Origin of the sequence: Micromonospora sp. DT229 (assembly GCF_049844505.1) — a bacterium.
GTDB lineage: Bacteria > Actinomycetota > Actinomycetes > Mycobacteriales > Micromonosporaceae > Micromonospora.
Window position 1 is genome coordinate 123,815 of the sequence record NZ_JBNCLD010000004.1, and the last position, 24,096, is coordinate 147,910.

Sequence of the window (24,096 nt, forward strand, 5' to 3'; positions counted from 1 at the left end):
GGGGCAGGCGTTAAAAGGGGGCCCCTCCTCTACGCGAGACGTTAAGAAGGGGCCCTTCCTTACTTGCGGGAGGCTTCGGCGAAATCCTCGCGGGGGTCGTGCAGCTGGCCCAGGGCGACCACCTCGCGCTTGAGGACGAAGGCCAGCGTCCAGTCGACCACCACTCGGATCTTGCGGTTGAACGACGGGATCCGGCTCATGTGGTACGTACGGTGCATGAACCAGGCCGGCCAACCGGTCATCTTGATGCCGTAGACCTGGGCCACACCCTTGTGCAGGCCGAGGCTGGCCACACTGCCGGCGTGCTTGTGCTTGTAGGCGACCGGTTCCCGTCCTCGGATCACGGCCGCGATGTTGTCGGCCATCCGCTGGGCCTGCCGTACGGCGTGCTGGGCACTCGGCGAGCAGTAGTTGCCCGGTGCCTTGGTCAGGTCCGGTACGGCGGCACAGTCGCCGGCACTCCACGCGCCCTCGACGATCCGGTCGCCGTCGACCACCTGAAGGGTCGGCAGGCAGGTGACCCGGCGCCGCTCGTCGCGGGGGAAGTCGGTGGCGTCCAGCATCGGCGAGGGCTTCACCCCGGCGGTCCAGACGATGGTGTCGGAGGCGAAGCTGTCTCCGTCGGAGAGCTTGACCACCCCGTCGACGCAGGACTCCAGGCGGGTGTCCAGCCGGATGTCCATGTCCCGCTTCAGCAACTGCTGCACCGTGTAGGCACCCATGTCCCGGTCGACCTCCGGCAGCACCCGCTGGGTGGCCTCGACCAGCACCCACCGCATGTCCGAGGTCTTCAGCTCCGGGTAGTACCGCAGCGCGTCGCGGGCCATGTCCTCCATCTCGGCCAGGGCCTCGATGCCGGCGTACCCGCCACCGACGAAGACGAAGGTCAGCGCCCGGCGGCGCACCTGGGGGTCGGTGGTCGCGGCGGCCACGTCCAACTGCTCCAGCACGTGGTTGCGCAGGTAGATGGCCTCACCGATGGTCTTGAAGCCGATGCCGTGCTCGTGCAGCCCGGGGATCGGCAGGGTGCGGGAGACCGAGCCGGGGGCGACGATCACATGGTCGTACGCGATCTCCCGGGGCGGGCCCACGATCGGCTGGACGGTGGCGATCTTGCGGTCGTGTTCGATGCGGGTGACCGCACCGGCCAGCACCGTGCACTTGCGCAACTCCCGACGCAGCGGCACCACGGCGTGTCGCGGAGAGATGTTGCCGCCGGAGGCCTCCGGCAGGAACGGTTGGTACGTCATGTGCGGCTGGGGGTCGACGACGACGACCTCAGCCTCACGGGAACTCAGCTTCTTCGACAGGCGCAGCGCCGCGTAGAGACCGACGTGCCCGGCACCCACCACAAGGATCCGCTTCGGATTCACGCCTACCATCTTTCCCCCAGCGACGGCGCTAATCCCGCTCACGGCGGCCTTCTGTGACCGAGCACAACCTCCCTGTGATCTGGGCTACTCAGTCAATCAACCGCACTTCGGGCATGGGTGGCGCAGCGCCCCACCGGGCCCGCAAACCCCTCAGGTCACCGGCGTTTCAGCAGCCAGGCCAGCCACGCGGTCACCCCTAGAGCGACCACGAGACCGGCGATCGTGACGGACTGCCAGCCGGCCGTGCCCGCCCCGATGCGGCCCACCTCCAGCAGCAGCACCCCGAGCACGGCAGTGGCGAGCAACACCCACCCGGTACGCGTGAGCCAACGCACGATCAGGTCCGGGTCCACCACCGCGTCGTACGGCAGGACCGCCACCAGGGCGCAGAGGGTGTGGGTGAGATAGAGGAGCACCGCCACCGCCATCAGTCGCCACAGGGCGACCGGTCGGCCGTACCCGTCGGTGGCCATCAGCCAGCCCCCGACGGTGACCAGCGCGGCGAAGGTGGGCCAGAACCGGTGCGGCGCCAGCGCGGGCAGGGCCGCGACCCCGAGCAACGCCAGCAGTGCCTGCCCCAGGACGACCTCGGCCGGGTACGCCAGCAGCAGCCCCGCCAGAGCGCTGATGAAGATCCCCAGGCGGACCAGCACCGGGGCCAGTGCGATCCGGCTCGCCACCGTCTGCAACGCCCGGATCCGACCAGTGAGGGTTCCGATCACCGGGCCGGCCTTTCGTTCGCGACTGCGGGACTCCGCTGCGCTGCATTCCTCGCGCTCACCGGCCACCGACCCGGGGGGCGGTAGCCAGGCGGGCCACGTCACGCAGTACCTGGTCGAGGCTGCCCGCGCCGGCCCACGGTACGACCGGCACGCCGTGCTCGCGTAGTTGCGCGATCATCGTGTCCCGGTCCAGCCGCCACAGCCGGTACGCCACCTCGGCCCAGCCACGATCCTTCGGCGGCGACAGGTCGGCCGGCAGGGTGTCCACGGCGACCACGAACCGTCCCGAGCGGGCCAGCCGGGCCAGCATCTGCGCGGACCGCTCCTCCAGCAGTGGGGTGAGCACCACCACCAGGGCGTCCGCGGAGAGCAGCTGCGAGCCGAAGACCTGGTCGTACGGCTCGTGCGGGGAATGCTGGGCCTTGACGTCCAACAGCCATTCCAGGACGGTCAGGTACTGCCGCCGCCCGGTGGCCGGGCGCAGTCGCCGGGCGTTCGGGCCGTACTCCAGCAGGGACACCCGGTCGCCCCGGTGCAGGTAGTGCTCGGCGATGGCGGCGGCGGCCCGGACGGTGGTGTCCAGCACCGTGGCCGTGCCGGCGATGCCGCCGGAGCGGCCCGCCTCGGCCAGCACGTCGAGCAGGACGACCACCTCGGCGTCCCGGTCGGAGAGGGTGGCCGCCACGTGCAGTTGCCGGGCCCGCAGCGACACCCGCCAGTCGATCCGGCGGAGCCGGTCGCCGGGGGCGAAGACCCGTACCCCGGCCAACTCTCCGCCTTCCCCGGCCCGCCGGGAGTGGTGCGCGCCGACCAGCCCGGCCGCCCGGGGCATCGCGTTGACCGCCTCGAAGGGCTCGGTTCTCGGGTACACCCGGTTGACGACCGGTTCGACGATCACCGCGCGGGAGACCAGCAGGCCCTGCGCGGCGGCGACCCGGGCCCCGGCCGGGCCGAACGGGTGCCGCCCCCAGCGCAGAGCGGTGCCGGTCAGTTCCAGGTCCACCGCGGTGTCCGGGTCCACCGAGGTGACGAACGGCCGGTCGGTCACCGAACGGCGGTCGCCGCTGCGCCCGCTGACCGCCCCACCGGCCAGGGCGGCCCGGTCGATGCGCAGCCAGGGCGAGACCCGGGTACGCAGCACGGCCACGTCGTACGGTGTCGCGTCCGGGTTGCCCACGCTGACCCGCCCGACCAGCTCGCCCCCCTCCACCAGGTGTCCCTCGTCGACACTGACCCACACCCGGGGCAGCTCGGTGGGCCGATTGCGCAGCGCGTACGCCGTGCCGAGGGCGAAGGGGGCAGCCAGCACGATCAGGTCCACCCGACCCAGCAGCACCGCCGCGACCAGCAGCAGGCCGGTGAGCAGCACCGCCCGACCGAGCGCCGGGGTGGGCGCCCAGTTGGCCGGTGCCGATCGATCCGCGAGCCTCACGTCGGGTCAGATCCCCTGCCGACCGGCGGCGTAGCTGGGCAGTGCCCCGCTGGCCGGTGCCGGGGTCTGGTCGAGGACCTCACCGACCACGAAGGACGGATCGACCCGACGCAGCCACATCTCCGGCCGCAGGGTGATCCGGTGGGCCAGGGCCGGCACCGCCACCTCCTTGACGTCCTCCGGCACCACGAAGTCCCGCCCGGAGAGCACCGCCCGTACCCGGGCCAGCAGCAGCAACGCCAACGAGCCGCGCGGGGAGGCACCGACCAGCACCGAGGGGTGTTCGCGGGTGGCCGCGGTCAACGCCACCATGTAGCGGCCCACCGAATCCTCCACGGTGACGTCCTCCAACGCCCCCTGCATGGCCCGCAGGGTCGCCGCGTCGACCACCGGCTTGATCTCGGCCTCCTCACGGCGGCGGGCCATCCGACGGCGCAGCACCTCCCACTCCTCGTCCTGGGGCGGATAACCGAAGGACACCCGCAACAGGAACCGGTCCAGCTGCGCCTCCGGCAGCGGATAGGTGCCCTCGTACTCGATCGGGTTGGCGGTGGCCAGCACGTGGAAGGGCTCGTCGAGCCGGTAGGTCACCCCCTCCACCGAGACCTGCTTCTCCTGCATCGCCTCCAGCAGGGCGGACTGGGTCTTCGGCGGAGTCCGGTTGATCTCGTCGGCGAGCAGCAGATTGGTGAAGACCGGCCCGGCCCGGAAGGCGAAGTCCCCGCTGCGCTGGTCGTACAGGAAGGAGCCGGTGACATCGGCCGGCAACAGATCCGGGGTGAACTGCAGGCGCCGGAAGTCCAACCCGAGCGCCTGGGCGAAGCACCGGGCGGTGAGGGTCTTACCCAGGCCGGGCAGGTCCTCCAGCAGCACGTGGCCACCGGCGAGGATGCCGGCGAGCACCAGTTCCAGGGCGTCCCGCTTGCCGACCACGACCTGGCCCACCGCGTCCAGTACCGCCCGGGCGAGGTGACCGACCTCGGTGGGGGGCATGGTCCGGGCGGTGTCGTTCATCAGATCTTCTCCAGTTCGGCGACGATCACCGCGAGGTCGCGCGGTGAGGGGGTACGGCGAGGCGGGTTTTCCAGGAACGTGCACAGACGCTCACCCAGCAGAGCACGGGCCCGGGTCGGGTCCGACTCACGGGTCACGCCGTGCTTGAGGCGGAGCCGCTCGTCGGCCAGTTCCGCCAGCCGAGGCAGGACCAGCCCGCTGAACCGCTCCGGGCGGGACTTCGTCCACTCCAGCGGCACTTCCCAACGGTTGATCGCGGTACGCAACGCGTCCCGGGAGTCCCAGTTGTACATGCCGTCCTCCTCGCCACCGGCACCTGAGGTGGACCGTGGGGGCTTCGGCTGCGGGGCGAGCAGGACGACGATGCGACGCACCAGCAGCAGGGTGACGACCGCGGCCACCAGCACCAGCAACGACACCCGCAGGCCGACGGCGCGGAGCCCGGCGACGAGCACCACCGTGCTGGCGGCGGCGACACCGAGGAAGGTGGCGACGGACCGTACCCGCCCGGCCGGGCGCTGCTCGGGCTGGACCGACCGGTCCTCGGAGAAGCTGAGCAGGTCGTCGATGCTGGTGCTGCTCATGTCGTCACCTGCTCGACCGTGGCGGCGAGTTCACCGCGCAACCGGCGCAGGGCGGCCCGCGCCTGGTCGCGGGTGTGTTCGTCGACCGGCCGGGTGGCGTACCGGGCCTCCCGGTAGACGTTCGCGAACTCGCCCAGCACATCGGCGCTGACGATGGCCGGCACACCGGCGGAGGGGTCGCCCCGCAGCAGCCGGGTGACCAGGTCGGTCGGGGTGTCGCCGGTCAGTCGGGGCACCCCGGCCGCAGCGGCGGCCTCTTCGAGGCGTACCCAGCAGGCGATCACCGCGGTCCGGGGGTCGGTGGAGCGATCGTCCAACTCGACCAGACCGGCGTCGACCGCGGCGACGACCTCCCGGGCGGTGCCTTCGGCGTTGCGTCGGGCGACACCGACCGGCAGCCGCCGGGTGACCCGCCGGGCCAGCGACCGCATCACACTCCACCCCAGATAGCTGAGGGCGGCCAGCAACGCCATCCCCAGCAGCACCACGGCCACCAGGCCCAGCCAGGCGGGCAGGGCCGTGCTGGCCTGCTCGGCGGCTTGCCGAGGCTCGGCCGGAATGGAGGGTCTGGGGTCACCGGTCGGGTATTCCAGCACGAAGGGAGCGTCCTGCACGGCGGGCGGGATCCGGCTGGCCCCGATGGAGGAATGGGTGGCGGCCAACGCCACGGCAGCCAGCAACGCGGCCACCACCGCGACCGGCCACCACCTGCGTACGAGGTCCATTCGGTCTACCTCCGGGCCACCGGGGCGTACGCCGGGCAGGTCAGGGGTCCTGTCCGTCATCGCCACCACCCCGCAGCCTCAGTCCACCTCGGCCAGTCGTTTCGCCTCGGTGAACACATCGTCCAGCATCTCTGGTGTCAGCCGTCCCGTGAAGGTGTTCTGCTGGCTCACGTGGTAACAGCCGAGCAGTTCCGGTACGGCCGTGCCGGACCAGTGTGCCCCATGGCCGAACGACGGTCGCGGGCTGGGCGCGGCGACGCCATAGACGTCTCGCGACACCGGCCACCACGCGGCCCAGGCGAAGGCGCCCAGTGCGACCACCACCCGCAGGGTCGGTCGGATCAGAGCGACCTCTCGATGCAGCCAGGGCGCGCAGGTGTCCCGCTCGGCGGGGGTGGGCTTGTTGTCCGGTGGGGCGCAGCGCACGGCGGCGAAGATCCGGGTGTGCCGCAGGGCCAGTCCGTCGTCGGCGGCCACGCTGGTCGGCTGGTTGGCCAACCCGGCGCGGTGCAGGGCGGCGAAGAGGACGTCGCCGGAACGGTCACCGGTGAAGATCCGCCCGGTGCGGTTGCCGCCGTGCGCCGCCGGGGCCAGCCCGAGGATGCCGATCCGGGCCATCGGGTCGCCGAAACCGGGCACCGGTCTACCCCAGTACTCCTGGTCCCGGAAGGCGGCCCGCTTGGTGCGCGCCACCTCCTCCCGCCAGGAGACCAGCCGGGGACAGGCGTAACAGTCGCTCACGGCCGCGTCGAGGTCGGTCAGGTCGGTCGCCCGCGCAGCGCGGGCGACCACCTCGACGGGGGTACGCGACTCAGCCAAGCTTCGCCCGGAAGAGTTTCAGGCTGCGGGCCCAGGCACTGGTGGCGGCCCGCTGGTCGAAGTGCTCCGGCCGGTCCTCGTTGAAGAAGGCGTGCGCGGTGCCCGGGTAGTCGTGCAGGTGGCAGGTGCCCCCGGCGTTCTCGATGGCCCGGCGTACGGTCTGCACCCCCGGGTCGGCCGAGGTGCCGTCCGCCTCGGAGCAGTGCACGAGGGCGTCCTTACCGGCGTAGTCCGGCCACTCCGACCGCATCCCCTCCCAGGGCAGGCGGGGATAGAAGGCGGTCGTGGCGACGATCCGCTCGGAGAAGTTCCCGGCCCACAGGGCCAGGCTGGCCCCGGCGCAGAACCCGGCACAGCCGATCTTGCCGGCGACCTCGTGTCGGCCGGCGAGGTACTCGGCCGCTGCGGCGATCTCCCGCGCCGCCTCGTCCATCTGCGGCCCGTTGAGCATCTGTCGAGGCTCGGTCGGCTTGCCGGCCGGTTCCCCGCGCCGGAAGTCCGGGGCCAGGGCCACGAAGCCCGCCTCGGCGAACCGGTCCACCACCGACTGGATGTGCGGCGCCAGCCCCCACCAGTCCTGGATGACGATGACGGCGGGGCTGGCCGTGCCGGTGGCCGGTATCGCGAGGTATCCCTCGTACGTACCGCCACCACCACGGTAGGTAACCATTTCGCCCATTGGCCCGTCCTCCTAGCGGTCAGTCATCGTTGGCTGGTCGCCCAGTGGTCCTACGTGCCGGTAGCCTGCCACGCGGTTACCTCCCGCCGGAAGATGCCGGGACAGTGGCATACACCTCCCCGAAGAGATCCGGGTTCGTCCATCGCGGGGGCCGTTCAGTCGGCGAGACTCCAGGCGATGCCGTCGAGGATGTCGTGCTCGGAGGCGACCACGGAGTCCAGGCCGGCCCGTTCCATGATCACGCGGAGGACGAGGGCGCCGGCACCGATCACGTCGGCCCGGCCGGGGTGCATCACCGGGATCGCCAGCCGCTGCTCCCGGGTCATCGCCAGCAACTGTGCGGTCACCTCGGCCACCCGGTCGTACGACACGCGGGCGTGGTGGATGCGGCTCGGGTCGTACTCGGTGAGGTCCTGGGCGATCGCGACCACGGTGGTGACCGAACCGGCGAGCCCGACCAGGGTGGCCGCCTCGCGTCCCGGCACGGCGGTCAGCGCCCGGTCCACCGCGACCGCGATGTCCGCCTGCGCGGCGGCGATCTGGTCGAGGCCGGGCGGGTCGTCGTGCAGGTGCCGCTCGGTCATCCGGACACAGCCGATGTCCATCGAGATCGCCGCGTGCACCCCCGCCTCCCGGCTGCCGACGACGAACTCCGTCGAACCACCCCCGATGTCCACCACCAGGTACGGCGACCGGGCCTCGGCGGGCAGCCCGCGCACCGCCCCGGTGAAGGAGAGCCGGGCCTCCTCGTCGCCGCTGACCACCTCGGGCGGCACACCCAGGGTCTGCTCCACCATGGTCCGGAAGTCGGCCGCGTTCTCGGCGTCCCGGCTGGCCGAGGTGGCGCACATCCGCACCCGTTCGGCCCCCAGCTTCGCGATGTCGGCGGCGTAGTCGGTCAAGGCGATCCGGGTCCGCTCGATCGCCTCCGGCGCCAGTCGGCCGGTGGCGTCCACCCCCTGACCCAGCCGCACGATCTCCATCCGCCGGGTCAGGTCGACCAGGGGTGCGGTCGAACCCGCCGACGGGTCAGGCAGGTCGGCGACCAGCAACCGGATGGAGTTGGTTCCGCAGTCGATGGCGGCCACACGCGTCGTCACGTCGGTCACCTTATAGCGCCGCCGCGTCGCGAACGGCTACTCGCCGGTCGGCGTCCCGCCGGGCTTTCCGTCCCCGTCCCGCCCACCCGACGAACCGGTCGAACAACGCCGTCGGCTCGGGCCCGTCATGTGGGTTGAGGTGGTAGAGGTCGCGCATGGCCTCGTACATCAGGCCGGCGAGGTAGATCGTCAGGCCGACGGCGTTGCGGTCGAACTCGGCGCGGAGCAGGAGCCGCGCCTCGGTGCAGGGCCAGGGCTGCCCGTCGACCCGACAGCACCACAGCGGCCGCAGCGGGGTGTGGGGAGCGTTCGCCCCGCTGGCGTACGGGCGCACAGGGTGCGGACCCCGGCCCGGCACGAGTTGAGTGGTGATCATCGTTGCCCGCCGTTCGCCCGCCACTGCTGGCCGGGGGTGAGCCAGCCGGGGCGACCGGGGCGTTGGGTCGGCAGCGGCTGGGTGGGCTCGCGCAGCCATTCGGGCAGATGGGTGCCGCGCCTGCGGCGGGGCAGGACGGCGAGGAGCACCGTCGGGCAGAGAAACGGTCGGGTACGCACATCGGCCTCCGGCAGGTGATTGAGAGGGGCCGCCCCGAGACGGGGGAAGGCCAGGGGCGGCCCCGACACGAAATCCACCCCGTCCCTTCTTGGATAGGAGCAGATCCGTATGTGTGGGAGTCTGCCTAGGACCACACGGGTGTCGATACGTGCTCGCGACATCTGCGCAGGTGGAAGCGGCTAGAGAGCCGGTTTGACGAGACGTCGGGCGGAATTGGGCAGAGGTGAGGAATCGATGGGCAACGCGATCGACTACGTACGTGAGGAACTGCGGCTGCTCCGGGCTCACCTCGGGTTGAGTCAGGACGATTTCGGCCGGGCCATCGGCTATTCCGGCTCGCACGTCAGCTCGGTCGAGACCGGCGGCCGGCCACCCACGAAGGACTACATGCTGGCCGTCGACCGCGCCCATGACCCGGCCTTCGACGCGGAGGCGGCGGAGGGGCGGTTCGGCCGGATGCTGCGGGAGTTGTCGAAGCTGGAGCAGACCCCGTCGTGGCTGCGGGAGTGGATCGAACTGGAACGCGAGGCGGCGCTGCTGCGCTGGTACGAACCGGCGTTCGTGCCCGGCATCTTCCAGACCGAGGCATACGCCCGGGGAATGATGGACAACGGCCTGCTCTTACCCGACCAGATCGACCAGCGGGTCGCGTCCCGGCTGGACCGGCAGGCGATCCTCACCCGGGACGTGCCGGTGCCGGTGGTGGCGGTACTCGACGCGATGGTGCTCCGGCGGGGCATCAACGGGCGCCCCGACATCATGCGGGAGCAACTCGAACGACTCGTCAAGATCACCGAGCTGCCGCACGTGCAGATCCTCGTGGTGCCGGAGGAGACCGAGATCTACCCTGGGTTGCAGGGAGGGTTCATCCTCGCCACTCTGGGCGACGGCTCAGTGGTGGCCCACCTCGACCACCAGGTCCGGGCGCAGATCGTCAACCACACCGACGATCTGGCCGCCCTGCAACGGACCTGGGAGGCGGTCCGGGGCGAGGCGCTCCCCCGCAGACAATCCCTCGACCTGATCAAGGAAGCGGCCCAGACATGGACATGACAGATGCCAGGTGGCGCAAGTCGACCTACTCCGGCACCAACGGCGGGTCGTGCGTGGAGGTGGCCGACAACCTGAGCGGGGTCGTGCTCGTCCGCGACACCAAGGACCGAGACGGCGGCACCCTCGCCTTCACCCCGACCTCCTGGGCGAGTTTCATCGCGCTGGCGAAGACGACCGCCCCGACCCCCTGACCGCCCGCTGACGCCGAAGCCCCGACCAGCCGAAGCCCCGACTGGGCGGGCTTCGGTGTGTCGGCCCAGCGGGCGACCCCTACTTGGCGAACCCGTGTCCCGAAGAACCGCGAGAGCGCAAACGGCTCAGCTCGACAGGGCCTGAAGCGGCAACCTCACCCGGCTCGCAGGCATCCCGCCACGCCGGGCGGGCAGCCCGTTACGCCGAGGTCAGAGGCGCAGCAGCATCCGGGTGTTGCCCAGGGTGTTCGGCTTGACCCGTTCCAGGTCGAGGAACTCGGCGACACCCTCGTCGTAGGAGCGCAGCAACTGCTCGTAGACGGGATGCGGCACCGGCGCACCGTCGATCTCGGTGAAGCCGAACGAGGCGAAGAAGCTGGTCTCGAAGGTCAGCACGAAGATCCGGGCCACCCCCAGCCCCCGGGCCGCGTCGATCAGCTCGGCGACGATCCGGTGCCCGATCCGCCGCCCTCGACAGGACGGGTCGACGGCGACGGTACGGATCTCGGCCAGGTCCTCCCACATGACGTGCAGCGCGCCGCAGCCCACCACCCGGCCGTCGCTGACCCGGCTGGCCACCCGGAACTCCTGCACTTGCTCGTAGAGGGTCACGGTGGCCTTGCTGAGCAGCCGCCGGTCGTCGGTGTAGGTGTCGACCAGTCGCCGGATGGCCCGTACGTCGGCGGTACGGGCCCGCCGGATCACGATGTCGTCAGGCACCGTCACCTCGGCGGTCACTCAGTCTCCGGCAGGTCGACGCAGCGCCCGGCCGCCCACCAGGGCTCGACCAGGTCGAGGGTCTCGTCCCCGAACGGGTTGACTCCGGGCCCGGCGCCGAGGGCGTGACCCAGGTGCACATGCAGGCACTTGACCCGCCCGGGCATGCCACCGGCGGAGATGCCGGCGATCTCCGGTACCTCCGCGATGGCCTCCCGGCGGGTCAGGTAGTCCTCGTGCGCGGCCCGGTAGCGGGCGGCCAGCTCCGGGTCGGTGGCCAACCGGTCGGCCATCTCCCGCATCAGTCCGGCCGACTCCAGTCGGCTGCACGCGGCCGTCGCCCGGGGGCAGGTCAGGTAGTACAGCGTGGGAAACGGGGTGCCGTCGGCCAGCCGGGGGGTCGTCTCCACCACGTCGGGCAGGCCGCAGGGGCAACGGTGGGCCACCGCACGGGTCCCCCGGGGCGGGCGGCCGAGCTGGGCGGCCACCGCCGCCAGGTCGGCCTCGGTGGCCGGCTCACGCTTCGGTGGGGGTACGGAAGCCGCCGCCGGCTCCGGCGGTGGTACGACAGTCACGGTGCCATCTCTCGTTCGGTGCTCACTCGTCCAACTGCGAGTCGGTCGTCGGGTCTAGCTGCGCGGCGTCAGCGGCCCGCACACTCGACCAGAGGGTGTCGTACCAGGGGTCCGGCTCGACCGGTACCTCCGGTTCCCCGCTCCGGCCCGCGTCCCGGGCCGCCCCGACCGGATCCTCCAGCAGGATCACCATCTTCTCGCCGGGCCGGTGCATGAAGAACCGTTCCCGGGCCTTCGTCTCGATGTACGCCTCGTCCTGCCACTTCTCGGCCTGGCTGGTCAGCTCGGCGATCAGTTCCCGTTGGGCCGCCTGCGCGGCCTCCATCCGTTCGATGTCGGCCTGCTGATCCAGGTAGACCCGGACCGGATAGGTGTAGGCCAGCGCCAACGCGATCAACACCGCGACGAGGACGGTGGCGCGGCCGGTGAGACCTCGGGGTCGGGGGGCGGCCATCCGGGTCACCCCGCCGGCCGCCGCCCGCCTGGCGGCAGGCCGCTTGGCGGAGCGTACGCCCTCGGCACCGCGGGCGGCCGACGGTGCGCGACCGGCGGTACGCGACTGGGCGCGCACCCCGCTGTCACGGACCGTGCCTCGCCCGGTGCCGGGGCGGACCGGCCGGCGGGCCGGACGCTGACCACCCGGCGTGCGGCGCTGCTGCATCACACCCCTCCCCCGAGGTCTCGCTTCGGCTCAGGCGGAACGGTAGCGCGGGAAAGCGCCCGCGCCGGCGTACCGCGCCGCGTCGGCCAACTCCTCCTCGATCCGCAGGAGCTGGTTGTACTTCGCCACCCGGTCCGAGCGGGCCGGGGCACCGGTCTTGATCTGGCCGCAGCCGGTGGCCACCGCCAGGTCGGCGATGGTGGTGTCCTCGGTTTCCCCGGACCGGTGGCTCATCATGCACTTGAAGCCGGCCCGGTGGGCCAGGTCGACCGCGTCCAGGGTCTCGGTCAGCGAACCGATCTGGTTGACCTTCACCAGTACGGCGTTGGCGGCCTTCTCGGCGATGCCCCGGGCGATGCGCTGCGGGTTGGTGACGAACAGGTCGTCGCCGACGATCTGGATCCGGTCCCCGATCGCGGCGGTCAGGGTCTGCCAGCCGGTCCAGTCGTCCTCGGCCAGGGGGTCCTCGATCGACACGATCGGGTACGCGTCGGCGAGCTTGGTGTAGTACTCGCTCATCTCCTCGGCGGTCTTGGCGACCCCCTCGAAGGTGTAGCGGCCGTCGGCGAAGAACTCCGTGGCCGCCACGTCCAGGGCGAAGACGATGTCCGTACCGAGCCGGTAGCCGGCCTTCTCCACCGCCTCGGCGATCAGGTCCAGCGCGGCGGCGTTGGTGGGCAGGTTCGGCGCGAAGCCCCCCTCGTCGCCGAGCCCGGTCGACAGGTCCTTCTTCTTCAGCACCGACTTCAGCGCGTGGTAGACCTCCGCACCGGAGCGCAGCGCCTCCCGGAAGCTGGGGGCGCCGATCGGCGCGATCATGAACTCCTGGATGTCGACATTGCTGTCGGCGTGCGCCCCACCGTTGAGGATGTTCATCATCGGCACCGGCAGCAGGTGCGCGTTCGGGCCGCCCAGGTAGCGGAAGAGGCTCAGCTCGGCGCTGCCGGCCGCGGCCTTGGCCACCGCCAGCGAGACGCCCAGGATGGCGTTGGCGCCCAGCTCGGCCTTGTTGTCGGTGCCGTCGATGTCGAGCATCTTCTGGTCGATGACCCGCTGCTCGCTGGCCTCGTAGCCGATCAGCTGGTCGACGATCCGGTCCTCAATGTTGGCGACCGCCTTCTCCACTCCCTTGCCCAGGTAGCGGCTCTTGTCACCGTCGCGCAGCTCGATCGCCTCGAAGGCGCCGGTCGAGGCGCCGGAGGGCACGGCCGCCCGGGAGATCGTCCCGTCGTCCAGCCCGACCTCGACCTCGACGGTCGGGTTACCCCGCGAGTCCAGGATCTCCCGAGCCTCGATTACCTCGATGGTTGCCACTGAGTCGCTCCCTTTGTGTGGTCTCGTCCGGTATCGGCCGCGACGGTGCGGCTGAGGCAGGTGTTGAACGCAGCGTATCGGTCCCGGCCTGCCCGCATGGCGACCGGGCGGGTCCTGGGCGGCCGGGGCAGGTCGGACATTCCCGGATTCTCGTGCGCCAACCGGCAACGAGTTTGCGTGAGCGGGACCCGATCGATCAGGCTTGTCGCCATGCCCGCCGCCTCGACCACCCTTCGCACCCTCGCCGCGTCGGTCGCCGTGTTGCTCACCGTCACCGGATGCCAGGCTCTGGACGACGCCGGGCGGGCCATGGGACGGTCCGACATCGTCAATGATCTGGCCGCCCGGATCGACCGGGCCCTGGAATTGACCTACTCGGCGGAGTACCAGCTCGGCGGAGGGCGGACCGCCCTGATCACCCAGGCCCAGGACCCGGCCCGGTCCGCGTACGAGTGGCCCGGCGGGAAGCTGACGGTCACCGCCGAGGCGACCACCCACTGCGAGACCGAGGGCAAGCGCCCGGTCTGCACCCTGGAGGCGCCACCGGCCGTCAACAGCAAGCCCTCCGTGGTGGTCTACGCCGCCGCCGAGCGGGAGGGTCTGGTCACCCCGCCGATGGTGATGGGGCTGCTGACCGCCGCCGCCCTGGACCCGGGGACGGTCATCACCCAGAGCAGCACCACCGTCGCCGGGCTCCTGGCCACCTGCGTCGAGGTGCGGCAGGGCAGCGAGGACTTCTCCGCCTGCGTGACCGGTGAGGGCGCGCTGGGCAGCTTCACCGGCCGGGTCGACGGCGAGCCGGTGGAACTGGCGCTGAGCCGATTCCAGGAACAGGTCGACGGGACGGCCTTCGAGCTGCCGCAGGGCGCCGGGATCGTGGATCGTCGGCAGGCCGGCTCCTGAGCCTCACACCCCCAGCAGGGTGCGCAGATGCCGTGGCGGCGGACAGTTGTGGGCCAGCATCTCGTCGTGCCAGTCGCGTAGCGACACCTCGGCCGGACGGGCGGCGGCGATCTCCGCCACCTCGCTGTAGCCGACGAAGTAGGTGGACAGCTGGGTGGAGGTGAGCAGGGCACGCCGCCACTTGCCCGCCGCCTCGCCCTCCTCCTGGAAACCACGCCCGGTCAGCAGTGCCATCGCCTCGGACTCGGGCAGGTCCTCGGCGTGCACCAACTGGTCGAGCAGGGCGTTGATGGTCATCCGCAGCTGCATCTTGAGCTGCTGAAGGCGTACCGGCAGGCCGCCGAACCCGTGCTCGACCATCAACTGTTCGGCGTAGACCGCCCAGCCCTCCACGAAGGGGCCGGATCGGGTCAGCGCCCGTACCCGGGTGGAGCCCAGGTGGCGACGGGCGTGGGCGAGCTGCAGGAAGTGCCCCGGCATCGCCTCGTGCACGGTCAGGTTGCGGATCATGTGGTCGTTGTATTCACGATAGAAGGAGTCGACCTTGTGGGCCGGCCAGTCCGCCGGGGCGGGTGCGATGCAGTAGAAGGTGGGCAGGTCGGCCGTCTCCAGGGCACCGGGGGCGTCGCAGTAGGCCACCGCCACCCCCCGGGCGAACTCCGGCATCACCTGGATCACGCACGGGTCCTGCGGCACGGTGACCAGGTCGTGGGCACGGACGAAGTCGCTCGCCTCGTCCATGGTGATCGAGGCCAGGTCGACGATGGTCTGGTCGTCGGGATGTTCGGCGGCGAGCAGGTCCAGGGCTCGGCGTACCGCCTGGTCGTCAGCCGGGCCGCCGACCAGGTCCACCGCGGCCGCGCGGATCTCCTCGCCGATCCGGTCCAGGGCCTCCCAGGCCCGACGCTGGATCTCGGTGGCGCTCAGCTCGGTGTCCAGGGCGTACCACAGTTTCGCCTCCCACCGGCGGCGGCCCAGTCGCGGATCGCGGCCGGGCCCCGCGTCGGCGGCCAGACCGGCGCGTAGCCAGGCGACGAACTCCTCCAGGGCGGCGATCGCGCCGGTGGCCGCCAGCTCGACCTCGTCCAGCAGGGCCGGGGCCTGGTCGACCAGGTCCGGGACCCGGTCGCGGATCAGCGCCGCCGCGCCGGTGAACTGCCCGACGGCGGTCTCGGCATGGATGCGGGGCATGTCGCCCAGCGTGGCCCTGGCGGTGGCCAGAACATCCGGTACGGCCGTCAGCCGACCCACCAGGGCGGTCAGCCGCTGCTCGGCCGGGGCGTACGGCCGGGCCAGGAGCTGATACAGCAGGGGCCCGGGGTTGTGCACGAGGGGGTTCCACTCGTGCTCACGGATCTCGGTCAGCTCGAACAGCTGCCGGTCGACCAGGGTGGCCAGCAGTGCGTGGTCCACCCGCTCATCGACCTCCAGGGCCTCCGGGTCGATCTCACACAGGACACTCGCCGCGTCCACCAGCATGGCCCGGTCCCCGGCTACGGCCTCGGCACTGAGATCCGTCAACCGGTCGTCGAACCGATGGTCCCCGGCCGCACTGGCCATCCCCGGCCGGCTGACCAGCAGCGCCTCGACGATCCGCTCCCCCACCACCCCAAACGGTTCCACCCCCCGACCCTACCCACCGACCCGCCCTCCCGCCCCCATCCCGTTGATCAAGCCGGCCATCCCCGTTGATCAAGAGGTTTGCGTCTGTCGGGGCGCGAATCCAGACGCAAACTTCTTGATCAACTCGACGGGGTGGGGGGTTCGGGGGTGGGTTCGGCGGGGGTGGGGAGGGTTTGGGCGTAGGTGAGGGTGGTTTGGCGGAGGGCGGATTCGGGGTTCAGGCCGGCGGCCTGGGCTTGGGCCACTGTGGATAGGAGGGTGGCGCCCAGGGTCTGTTCGGGGGTGGGTTGGGATTCGGGGGTGGGGAGGGGGGTCGTCAGGTTGGCGCGGGAGGCGCGGTCCAGGATCTGGGTGGCCAGGGAGAGGGCGGGTTGGCTCAGCGCAATGCCGTCCAGCACCGATCTGCGGGCCTTCTCGGACTGCTTGATCCGCTCCCAGTTGGCCGTGATCTCCTCCAGGCTGCCCGCCTCTTCACCGGCGAAGACGTGCGGGTTACGGCGGATCATCTTGTCGACCAGGCCACCGGCCACATCGTCGATGGTCCACCGCTCGTCCTCGGGCAGCTCCTCGGCCAGCCGGGCGTGCAGCACCACCTGGAGCAGCACGTCGCCCAACTCCTCGCGGAGCCCGTCGGTGTCCGAGGCGACGATCGCGTCGTACGCCTCATAGCACTCCTCCAGCAGGAAGCCGGCCAGGCTCTGGTGGGTCTGGGCCCGCTTCCAGGGATCGCCGCCGGGCGAGAGCAGCTGGTCCAGCACCGCCACCGCGTCGAGCAGCCGAGCACCTGGCGGATCCCAGGAGCCGTACATCAGCTCCATCTCGGCCAGCCCCGGCTCCCGGGCCAGGCGCAGGCCGAGTTCCCGGGCCAGGGCCTCGTCACCGGCCGGGCCGGCCAACCAGACCACCGTGTCGTGGGCCGCCGCGGCGTCCAGCAACGCCGGCACCGCCGGGCCGTCCGGCACCCGCACCTGCCCGCCCGCCGACCGGATCGCCGTGGCCAGCTCACTCTCCGCCCCGGCCAGCACCACAGCGGTGCGTACGACATCCCAGGCGGCTGCGGTGAGCAGACCGGCCGGCAGCCGAGGTGAGGTCACCAGCAGGACGATCCTGGGCATGCTCAGCCGTGCCCGTGACCCGCGTGGTCCCCTTCGTCCGCGTGGTCCGCCAACTGCGGCTTGGGGGTGCTGATGTCGGTGACCGCCGTGGAGGCCGGCTCACCCAGCGGCACACCCACCGCGACGATCGGAGTCTCACCGGAGAAGCTCAACACCGGGAACACCAGCGGACGGTAACGGGGGTTGACCGTCACGTCGTACGCCTCCACCGCCTCGGCCAGCGAGTTGCGGTTGGCCAGGGCGTAGCGCAGCTGCTCCCCGTCGAGCTGGCCGGCCGCCTGCTCCACGGTCACCTCGGCCGGTACGGCACCGGCCCGCTTGCCGGCCGCGACCAGATCGGCCAGCTCCTGCTGGGTCGGGGCCACCGGCTCGCCGACCGGGATGCCGGACAGGCAGCTGTACAGCTCGGCGGTGCGCCGCACGTAGTCGGTCTCGGGGTTCAGGCCGACACCCTGGGCGATCTGCGCGGGGTCGACCACGTTCTGCGGCCGGTAGTTCTCGGCGGCGGAGACCCGCTCGCACACCTCGCCGAGCACCAGGACACTCACCACCTCGCTGCGCCCGGGCAGCCGCGGGGCCTGGCCCGGCACCGCCCCGTCCTCCTCGGTCGGCGCCGGGTTCTTCACCCGGGCGTCGTCGATGAGCGCGGTGACCGCGTCCTCGGTGACCGCATGGTCACCGATATAGGCGGCGACACCGGGTTCGGAACGACAGCCGGCGAGGGCGATGAGGCCGACCGCCACGCTGGCGACGGCGACAAGACGGCGAGCACGCATTCCGTCACTCTCTCATGAGCGGTCCCCGCCCTGGCTGGGAGGGTTCCGCCGCAGCCGCGTGAAGTGGGTCAGCGGGCGGCGGCGGTGGCGGGTTGGGCGGGGGTGGGGGCGCCGAGGACGTCGGAGAGCAACTGGGCACACCAGTCCAGCAGGGCCTGGTCGCGCAGGGGCTCGCCGCCGATCCGGCGGGTCGTCGGACGCGGGACGCTGACCTGGTCCAACGCGGTCTTGTAGACCGAGTCGGGGTGGTAGCGCTTGAGCCGCATCTGCTTCGAGTCGGGCAGCGGCAGCGGACTGAACCGCAGATGCTTGCCCTGCACGCTGACGTCGGTCAGGCCGTAGCGGCGGGCCAGCAGCCGGAACCGCGCCACCGCGATCAGGTTCTGCACCGGGGCCGGTGGCTCGCCGTACCGGTCGGTCATCTCGGCGGCCACCTCGCGCAGCCGCTCCTCGTCCCGGGCCTCGGCGAGCTTGCGGTACATCTCCAGGCGCAGCCGTTCCACACCGACGTAGTCGTGCGGCAGGTGGGCGTCCACCGGCAGGTCGATCTTGACGTCGGTCTCCTCCTCGGGCTGCTCGCCCTTGAAGGCGGACACCGCCTCGCCGACCATCCGGACGTACAGGTCGAACCCGACTCCCTCAATGTGCCCGGACTGCTCGCCGCCGAGCAGGTTGCCGGCCCCCCGGATCTCCAGGTCCTTCATCGCCACGTACATGCCCGCACCCAGCTCGGTGTGCTGGGCGATGGTGGCCAGCCGCTCGTGCGCGTGCTCGGTCAGCGGCTTGTCCGGCGGGTAGAGGAAGTACGCATACGCCCGCTCCCGGCCCCGGCCCACCCGGCCACGGATCTGGTGCAGCTGGGCCAGGCCGAGCAGGTCGGCCCGCTCCACGATCAGGGTGTTGGCGTTCGGGATGTCGATGCCGGACTCCACGATCGTGGTGCAGACCAGGACGTCGAACTCCTTCTCCCAGAAGCCGACCATGACCTTCTCCAGGGCGTCCTCGCCCATCTGGCCGTGGGCCACCGCCACCCGGGCGTCGGGCACCAGTTCCCGCAGCTTGCGGGCGGTCCGCTCGATCGACTCCACCCGGTTGTGCAGGTAGAAGACCTGGCCGTCGCGGAGCAGCTCGCGGTGGATCGCGGCGGCCACCTGCCGGTCGTCGTACGCCCCGACGGCGGTGAGCACCGGGTGCCGCTCCTCCGGCGGGGTGGCGATGGTGGACATCTCCCGGATGCCGGTGATCGCCATCTCCAGGGTTCGCGGGATCGGGGTGGCCGACATGCTCAGCACGTCCACCGCGGCCCGCATCGACTTCAGGTGTTCCTTGTGCTCCACCCCGAAACGCTGCTCCTCGTCGACGATCACCAGCCCCAGCGACTTGAACCGGGTGGCGGCCTGCAACAGCCGGTGGGTGCCGATGACGATGTCGGCGGTGCCGTTGGCCACCATCTCCAGCGTCTGCTCGGCCTCCTTGGGCGTCTGGAACCGGGACAGCTGCCGGATGGCCACCGGGAACTGGCTCATCCGCTCGGCGAAGGTGTTGTAGTGCTGCTGCACCAGCAGGGTGGTCGGTACCAGCACGGCCACCTGCTTGCCGTCCTGCACCGCCTTGAAGGCCGCCCGTACCGCGATCTCGGTCTTGCCGTAGCCGACGTCGCCGCAGATCAGCCGGTCCATCGGGATGCCCTGCTCCATGTCCCGCTTGACCTCATCGATGGCAGCCAGTTGGTCGGGGGTCTCCTGCCAGGGGAAGGCGTCCTCCAACTCCCGCTGCCAGGGAGTGTCCGGCCCGAAGTTGTGGCCCTTGGAGGCCTTGCGGGCGGCGTAGAGCTGGATCAGCTGGGCGGCGATCTCCTTGACCGCCTTGCGGGCCCGGGCCTTGGACTTCTGCCAGTCCGAGCCGCCCATCTTGTGCAGGGTGGGCTGCTCGCCGCCGACGTACCGGCTGAGCTGGTCGAGCTGGTCGGTGGGGACGAAGAGGCGGTCGCCCGGCTGGCCCCGCTTGCTCGGGGCGTACTCGATGACCAGGTACTCCCGGGAGGCGCCGTTGACCGTACGCTGCACCAGCTCCACGTACCGGCCGATGCCGTGCTGCTCGTGCACCACATGGTCACCGGCCCGCAGCTCCAACGGGTCGATGGTGTTGCGCCGCCGACTCGGCATCTTGCGCATGTCCCGGGTGGAGGCACCCCGTCCACCGGTGACGTCGTTGCCGGTCAGCAGCACGAACCGGGCCGCCTCGTCGACGAAACCACCGGTCAGGCTGCCGCAGGTGACCAGCAGTTCACCGGCGGTGGGAGCCACCGGCACCTGCTCGGTCATCCTGGCGCCCAGGCCACCGTCGCGCAGCACCTGCACCGCCCGCTGGGCGGGACCGTGCCCCTCGAAGACCAGTGCGATCGACCAGCCCTCGCCGGTCCACCGCTTCAGGTCGTCGACCACCCGGGCGGTCTCCCCGTGGTAGAGGGGCGCCGGCTGGGCGGCCAGGGTCACCGCTATCGCGTCGTCCGGGGTGACCTCGACGGTGTCCGGTTCGTCCTCCCAGGGCTGCCGTTGCACGGTGCCCGATTCGGCCAGCCCGAAGGGGGACAGGGTCCACCAGGGCTGGCCCAGGGTGGCGGCGTGCGCGCGTACCTCGGCCAGGTTCCGGAAGGCGGCGGCGCCCAGGTCGATCGGGGCCTGGCCCCCGACGGCGGCGGCGGCCCAACTGGCCGCCAGGAACTCGTCCGAGGTACGCACCAGGTCGTGGGCGCGGGTGCGGATCCGCTCCGGGTCGCAGAGCAGTACGTGGGTGCCCTTGGGCATGCAGTCCAGCAGCAGTTCCATGGAGTTCGCGCCGATCAGCGCCGGGGCCAGGGACTCCATCCCCTCCACCGGTACCCCGCCGGCCAGCTTGTCCAGCAGCTCGGCCAGTTCCGGATGCTGCCCGGCCAGCGCGGCGGCCCGCTCCCGTACCGCCGGGGTGAGCAGCAGTTCCCGACAGGGCGGCGCCCACAGTTGGGCTACCTGCTCGATGGTGCGTTGGTCGGCGACCGCGAAGGTGCGGATCTCCTCCACCTCGTCGCCCCAGAACTCGACCCGGGAGGGGTGCTCGTCGGTGGGCGGGAAGACGTCCAGGATGCCGCCGCGCACCGCGAACTCGCCCCGCTTGGTGACCAGGTCGACCCGGGCGTACGCCATGTCGGTCAACCGGCGGGCGACCTGCTCCAGGTCGGCCTCGTCCCCGGCGGACAGCCGCACCGGCTCCAGGTCACCCAGCCCCTTGAGCTGCGGTTGCAGCAGCGACCGCACCGGGGCGACGACCACCCGCAACGGCCCGGTACGCCCGTGGGCGTCGGTGGAGTCCGGATGGGCCAGCCGGCGCAGCACCGCCAGCCGCCGACCCACCGTGTCCGAGCGCGGCGAGAGCCGCTCGTGCGGCAGGGTCTCCCAGCTCGGGAAGATCGCCACCTGCTCGGCCGGCAGCAGGCCGCCCAGCGCGGCGACCAGATCCTCGGCCTCCCGGCTGGTCGCCGTCACCGCCAGCACCGGCCGTCCCGCGCCGCCGCCCTTCGCTCCGGCGCCCGGCCTGTCGGCGGCGGTCTCGGTGGTGGGGTCGGCCGCGACGGCGGCTACCGCGAACGGGCGCAGGGCCGGCGGGGCGGTCAGGTCGAGACCGTCGACCTGGGCCGCACCGGAGCGCGCCAGGTCACGAACCCGGGTCAGACCGGGATCGGCGAGAGCGGCGGCGAACAGTCCGGTGAGCGCAGTCATGATCACTTCCGAGTGCGGGGACACGACGAGCACCCCGCGTCCGGCCGGACGGGGGGTCACACCGGTCGACACTATCGCTCCGGGCCGACGATCCACCGCCGTCCACGGCTGTTGCCGTGCTCGGGTTCACCCCGCACCGGCCGATTGACCTTGACGCTGCCACCGGTCTGTGATCGGCTGCCCAGACTGGACGGGGATTTCGTACGTGGTCCGCCGCGAAGGGCGTTTCACCGGCGGCCGACTGCGCTCGGAACCGGCTGAACGCCGACTTCGTCCGAACCTGGGCCGGGCCCTGGAACCTGACCGAGACTTCGGTTGGACACACCCGGCGACGACACCTTCCCGGCCCGCGCAGACGCCCGTACCCGCCTGAGACCGGAGACCCGTGACCAACCCGCCCCCCGGCTATCCGCCGCAACCGCCGTACGGCGGCCAGCAGCCCTCCGACCACCCGCCGCCCTACAGTCCTCCCCCGCCACCGGCACCTCTGGTCGCCCGCATTCCGCAGGACCAACCCTTCGTCGTACGCCCCAACCTCACCAAGCGTGCGCTGCTCTCCGGCGGCATCGCGCTGTTGATCACCACGCCGATCGCCGCCTGCGGCGGCGTCGGCATCCTGGACGCCGCCGGCCCCGACCAGCGCGCGAACGCCGCTCTCGGCATCCTGGCGGGGTTGGGCTGCCTGCTGGCGGTGGTCGCCCTCCCGATCGGAATCCAGCTGTGGTTGATCGGTTCGCGTGGCCCGGTGCTGGCCCTGAGCCCGGCCGGGCTGTGGATCCGCACCCGACCCACCCGCGGCCAGGCGATCTGGCTGCCCTGGGAGGCCATCGCGCAGATCTCCCGCCGCCGGTGGAGTCTCGAGAAGATGCTGGTGGTCAAACCCCATGATCCCCGGGTGCTGCCGCAACTCGGCACCTACACGGCGCTGGACAGCGCGCCGCTCAACGCCCTCTACGGCTCCGGCCTGGTGGCCACCCTCAACTTCGCCGACAAGTCCGAGGCGGAGATCCTCGCCGCCGTCGCCCACTTCAGCGCCAACCGCTGCCGCCTCAGCTGAGGGCACTCTTGATCGACTCCGTTACGCCGATACGGCGGCCTCCCACACCTGCGGACCCCGCCGTTTCGGCGAAACGGCGGGCCAGCCCGATTGCCCCCTCAGTAGCGGACGGAGATGCGGCGGGTCAGGGGGTCGACGCGGACCTGGCCGCCGTAGGGGATGATCAACTGGGGGTCGGTGTGGCCGAAGTCCACGTCGAAGACCAGCACCGCCTCCGGGGCGTACTCGGCGAAGGCCCGGCTGACCGCGGCCCGCTGCTGCTGGGCGTACGCCGTCTTCTCGGATGGGGTGAGCCGGCGGCCGGACTCCCACGCCTTGGCGCGGCCGACCAGCGCGGCGGGGAAGCCGGCTAGCAGACCCCGCTCGCCCAGGTTGCGCAGCATCCGGTAGACCTCGACGGCCGGCGGCAACTCCTCGGAGGTCTCCATCAGGAAGACCGAGCCGTGCAGCGACTCCGCCGGGGCGACCCGGTCGGCGGCCAGCAGCCAGTGCAGCACCTCCAGGTTGCCGCCCCAGGTGGGCCCCTCGACCACCCTCGCCGGGCCCTGCCAGTGCCAACCGGTGCCGGGGAACATCACCGGCTCCTCGGCCAGGCAGTCGGGGTCGTTCCAGTCGTTCGGTTCGTCGCCCCACTGCGGCGCCGGGGACAGGTCGTACCAATCGGAGTCGAACAGGGCCGCGCGCAGCGAGTCGGCGGTGAGCGGATGCAGGGCCCCGGGCCGCCCGAGGTGCACCAGCACCGACCCGCCGTGGTAGCTCACCACCCCCAGCCGGTGCAGGTGGTTGAGCAGGTTGGTGTTGTCCGAGTACCCGAAGTAGGGCTTCGGGTTGGCCCGCAGCACCTCGTCGTCCAGGTGCGGGGTGACGGTGATCAGGTCGTCGCCGCCGATGGTGGCCAGGACGGCGGTGATGCTCGGGTCGGCGAAGGCGGCGGTCAGGTCGCGGGCCCGGTCACGCGGGTCGGCGCCCATGACCCGGGTGGTCGGGTACTCCACCGGTGTCAGGCCGAACTCCTCGCGCAGCCGCCGCAACCCCAACTCGTGCACCTGGGGGAAGAGAGCCGGCAGACCGGCCGAGGGGGAGACCACCGCGACGCGGTCGCCGGGCCGGGGCTTGGGCGGGTAGATCAACGTTGGCATGGCCCGACGGTACGGCGTGGTATTGATCACCGCAGCCCGGTTTCGGCGGCCCGCACCTTGGCACCGGTCGGGGCTACCCCACCGCCCCGACCAGCACCGACATCCGCGATCGACGGTCCATGATCTCAAGCAGGAAACCCTCCGCCACCGAAAGCGATAACGAGGGTCCCCTCCTTTCAACCGGTCGTTCGCGGATACGATCGGGGGAAGTCG

24 protein-coding genes are annotated in these 24,096 nt (G+C 71.5%); 4 read left to right on the forward strand and 20 right to left on the reverse strand.

The window, feature by feature from the left end:
* Positions 1 to 59 precede the first annotated feature (59 nt).
* The 11 genes from ACLQ2T_RS07990 to ACLQ2T_RS08040 form a co-directional block, all read right to left on the reverse strand.
* The gene (locus tag ACLQ2T_RS07990; RefSeq protein WP_425765347.1) at positions 60 to 1,373 is read right to left on the reverse strand and encodes an NAD(P)/FAD-dependent oxidoreductase; all 1,314 of its coding nucleotides are present in this window, start codon (positions 1,371 to 1,373) and stop codon (positions 60 to 62) included.
* A gap of 155 nt (positions 1,374 to 1,528) precedes the next feature.
* Positions 1,529 to 2,092 (reverse strand): hypothetical protein, encoded by a 564-nt coding sequence (locus tag ACLQ2T_RS07995; protein WP_425765584.1) that lies wholly within the window; start codon positions 2,090 to 2,092, stop codon positions 1,529 to 1,531.
* Positions 2,093 to 2,150: 58 nt separating this feature from the next.
* The gene (locus tag ACLQ2T_RS08000) at positions 2,151 to 3,527 is read right to left on the reverse strand and encodes a DUF58 domain-containing protein (protein ID WP_425765348.1); all 1,377 of its coding nucleotides are present in this window, start codon (positions 3,525 to 3,527) and stop codon (positions 2,151 to 2,153) included.
* Positions 3,528 to 3,533: 6 nt separating this feature from the next.
* Entirely contained in the window at positions 3,534 to 4,541 is a 1,008-nt protein-coding gene (locus tag ACLQ2T_RS08005) for an AAA family ATPase (protein WP_425765349.1), read from the reverse strand.
* Entirely contained in the window at positions 4,541 to 5,125 is a 585-nt protein-coding gene (locus tag ACLQ2T_RS08010; RefSeq protein WP_425765350.1) for a hypothetical protein, read from the reverse strand. The genes ACLQ2T_RS08005 and ACLQ2T_RS08010 overlap by 1 nt, the downstream gene beginning before the upstream one ends.
* A complete protein-coding gene (locus ACLQ2T_RS08015) occupies positions 5,122 to 5,910 on the reverse strand; it encodes a DUF4129 domain-containing protein (RefSeq protein WP_425765351.1) in 789 nt (262 codons plus the stop codon). Before ACLQ2T_RS08015 ends, ACLQ2T_RS08010 begins: the two co-directional genes overlap by 4 nt.
* A gap of 18 nt (positions 5,911 to 5,928) precedes the next feature.
* Positions 5,929 to 6,669 carry a uracil-DNA glycosylase gene (locus ACLQ2T_RS08020; protein ID WP_425765352.1) on the reverse strand — a complete coding sequence of 247 codons (741 nt, stop codon included), beginning with the start codon at positions 6,667 to 6,669 and terminating at the stop codon, positions 5,929 to 5,931.
* The gene (locus tag ACLQ2T_RS08025) at positions 6,662 to 7,348 is read right to left on the reverse strand and encodes a dienelactone hydrolase family protein (protein WP_425765353.1); all 687 of its coding nucleotides are present in this window, start codon (positions 7,346 to 7,348) and stop codon (positions 6,662 to 6,664) included. The genes ACLQ2T_RS08020 and ACLQ2T_RS08025 overlap by 8 nt, the downstream gene beginning before the upstream one ends.
* Before the next feature lie 155 nt (positions 7,349 to 7,503).
* Positions 7,504 to 8,436: an exopolyphosphatase gene (locus tag ACLQ2T_RS08030; RefSeq protein ID WP_425765585.1), complete on the reverse strand. Its 933-nt coding sequence runs from the start codon at positions 8,434 to 8,436 to the stop codon at positions 7,504 to 7,506.
* 22 nt (positions 8,437 to 8,458) lie between these two features.
* Positions 8,459 to 8,824, reverse strand: a complete 366-nt coding sequence (locus ACLQ2T_RS08035; RefSeq protein WP_425765354.1) for a hypothetical protein — start codon at positions 8,822 to 8,824, stop codon at positions 8,459 to 8,461.
* Positions 8,821 to 9,081 carry a hypothetical protein gene (locus ACLQ2T_RS08040; RefSeq protein WP_425765355.1) on the reverse strand — a complete coding sequence of 87 codons (261 nt, stop codon included), beginning with the start codon at positions 9,079 to 9,081 and terminating at the stop codon, positions 8,821 to 8,823. Before ACLQ2T_RS08040 ends, ACLQ2T_RS08035 begins: the two co-directional genes overlap by 4 nt.
* Positions 9,082 to 9,238: 157 nt before the next feature.
* On the opposite strand from ACLQ2T_RS08040, the gene ACLQ2T_RS08045 reads away from it, so the two are divergent.
* Both ACLQ2T_RS08045 and ACLQ2T_RS08050 read left to right on the forward strand, forming a co-directional pair.
* Positions 9,239 to 10,057: a helix-turn-helix domain-containing protein gene (locus ACLQ2T_RS08045; RefSeq protein ID WP_425765356.1), complete on the forward strand. Its 819-nt coding sequence runs from the start codon at positions 9,239 to 9,241 to the stop codon at positions 10,055 to 10,057.
* Positions 10,054 to 10,248 carry a DUF397 domain-containing protein gene (locus tag ACLQ2T_RS08050; RefSeq protein WP_425765586.1) on the forward strand — a complete coding sequence of 65 codons (195 nt, stop codon included), beginning with the start codon at positions 10,054 to 10,056 and terminating at the stop codon, positions 10,246 to 10,248. The genes ACLQ2T_RS08045 and ACLQ2T_RS08050 overlap by 4 nt, the downstream gene beginning before the upstream one ends.
* Positions 10,249 to 10,458: 210 nt before the next feature.
* On the opposite strand, the gene ACLQ2T_RS08055 is transcribed toward ACLQ2T_RS08050, so the two are convergent.
* Genes ACLQ2T_RS08055 through eno form a run of 4 tightly spaced genes read right to left on the reverse strand, consistent with a single transcriptional unit; the run spans position 10,459 to position 13,515 of the window.
* Positions 10,459 to 10,974, reverse strand: a complete 516-nt coding sequence (locus ACLQ2T_RS08055) for an amino-acid N-acetyltransferase (RefSeq protein WP_425765587.1) — start codon at positions 10,972 to 10,974, stop codon at positions 10,459 to 10,461.
* Between the two features lie 8 nt (positions 10,975 to 10,982).
* Positions 10,983 to 11,540: a DUF501 domain-containing protein gene (locus ACLQ2T_RS08060; RefSeq protein ID WP_327022702.1), complete on the reverse strand. Its 558-nt coding sequence runs from the start codon at positions 11,538 to 11,540 to the stop codon at positions 10,983 to 10,985.
* A gap of 22 nt (positions 11,541 to 11,562) precedes the next feature.
* The gene (locus tag ACLQ2T_RS08065; RefSeq protein ID WP_425765357.1) at positions 11,563 to 12,201 is read right to left on the reverse strand and encodes an FtsB family cell division protein; all 639 of its coding nucleotides are present in this window, start codon (positions 12,199 to 12,201) and stop codon (positions 11,563 to 11,565) included.
* Positions 12,202 to 12,231: 30 nt separating this feature from the next.
* Positions 12,232 to 13,515: a phosphopyruvate hydratase gene (gene eno / locus ACLQ2T_RS08070; protein WP_357528403.1), complete on the reverse strand. Its 1,284-nt coding sequence runs from the start codon at positions 13,513 to 13,515 to the stop codon at positions 12,232 to 12,234.
* Positions 13,516 to 13,725: 210 nt separating this feature from the next.
* On the opposite strand from eno, the gene ACLQ2T_RS08075 reads away from it, so the two are divergent.
* Complete coding sequence (locus tag ACLQ2T_RS08075) at positions 13,726 to 14,418, forward strand: hypothetical protein (protein WP_425765588.1); 693 nt, start codon at positions 13,726 to 13,728, stop codon at positions 14,416 to 14,418.
* 3 nt (positions 14,419 to 14,421) lie between these two features.
* On the opposite strand, the gene ACLQ2T_RS08080 is transcribed toward ACLQ2T_RS08075, so the two are convergent.
* The 4 genes from ACLQ2T_RS08080 to mfd form a co-directional block, all read right to left on the reverse strand.
* Positions 14,422 to 16,041 carry a DUF885 domain-containing protein gene (locus ACLQ2T_RS08080; RefSeq protein ID WP_425765358.1) on the reverse strand — a complete coding sequence of 540 codons (1,620 nt, stop codon included), beginning with the start codon at positions 16,039 to 16,041 and terminating at the stop codon, positions 14,422 to 14,424.
* Positions 16,042 to 16,160: 119 nt separating this feature from the next.
* The gene (locus tag ACLQ2T_RS08085) at positions 16,161 to 17,156 is read right to left on the reverse strand and encodes a nucleoside triphosphate pyrophosphohydrolase (RefSeq protein ID WP_425765359.1); all 996 of its coding nucleotides are present in this window, start codon (positions 17,154 to 17,156) and stop codon (positions 16,161 to 16,163) included.
* 2 nt (positions 17,157 to 17,158) lie between these two features.
* Positions 17,159 to 17,932, reverse strand: coding sequence for a hypothetical protein (locus ACLQ2T_RS08090; RefSeq protein ID WP_425765360.1), 774 nt, complete (start codon positions 17,930 to 17,932; stop codon positions 17,159 to 17,161).
* Between the two features lie 68 nt (positions 17,933 to 18,000).
* The gene (gene mfd, locus ACLQ2T_RS08095) at positions 18,001 to 21,687 is read right to left on the reverse strand and encodes a transcription-repair coupling factor (RefSeq protein WP_425765589.1); all 3,687 of its coding nucleotides are present in this window, start codon (positions 21,685 to 21,687) and stop codon (positions 18,001 to 18,003) included.
* A gap of 385 nt (positions 21,688 to 22,072) precedes the next feature.
* Between mfd and ACLQ2T_RS08100 the strand changes: the two genes are divergently transcribed.
* A complete protein-coding gene (locus ACLQ2T_RS08100; protein ID WP_425765361.1) occupies positions 22,073 to 22,744 on the forward strand; it encodes a hypothetical protein in 672 nt (223 codons plus the stop codon).
* A gap of 98 nt (positions 22,745 to 22,842) precedes the next feature.
* Here the strand turns inward: ACLQ2T_RS08100 and ACLQ2T_RS08105 are convergent, their stop codons facing one another.
* Positions 22,843 to 23,883: a S66 family peptidase gene (locus ACLQ2T_RS08105; protein ID WP_425765362.1), complete on the reverse strand. Its 1,041-nt coding sequence runs from the start codon at positions 23,881 to 23,883 to the stop codon at positions 22,843 to 22,845.
* Positions 23,884 to 24,096: the final 213 nt, after the last annotated feature.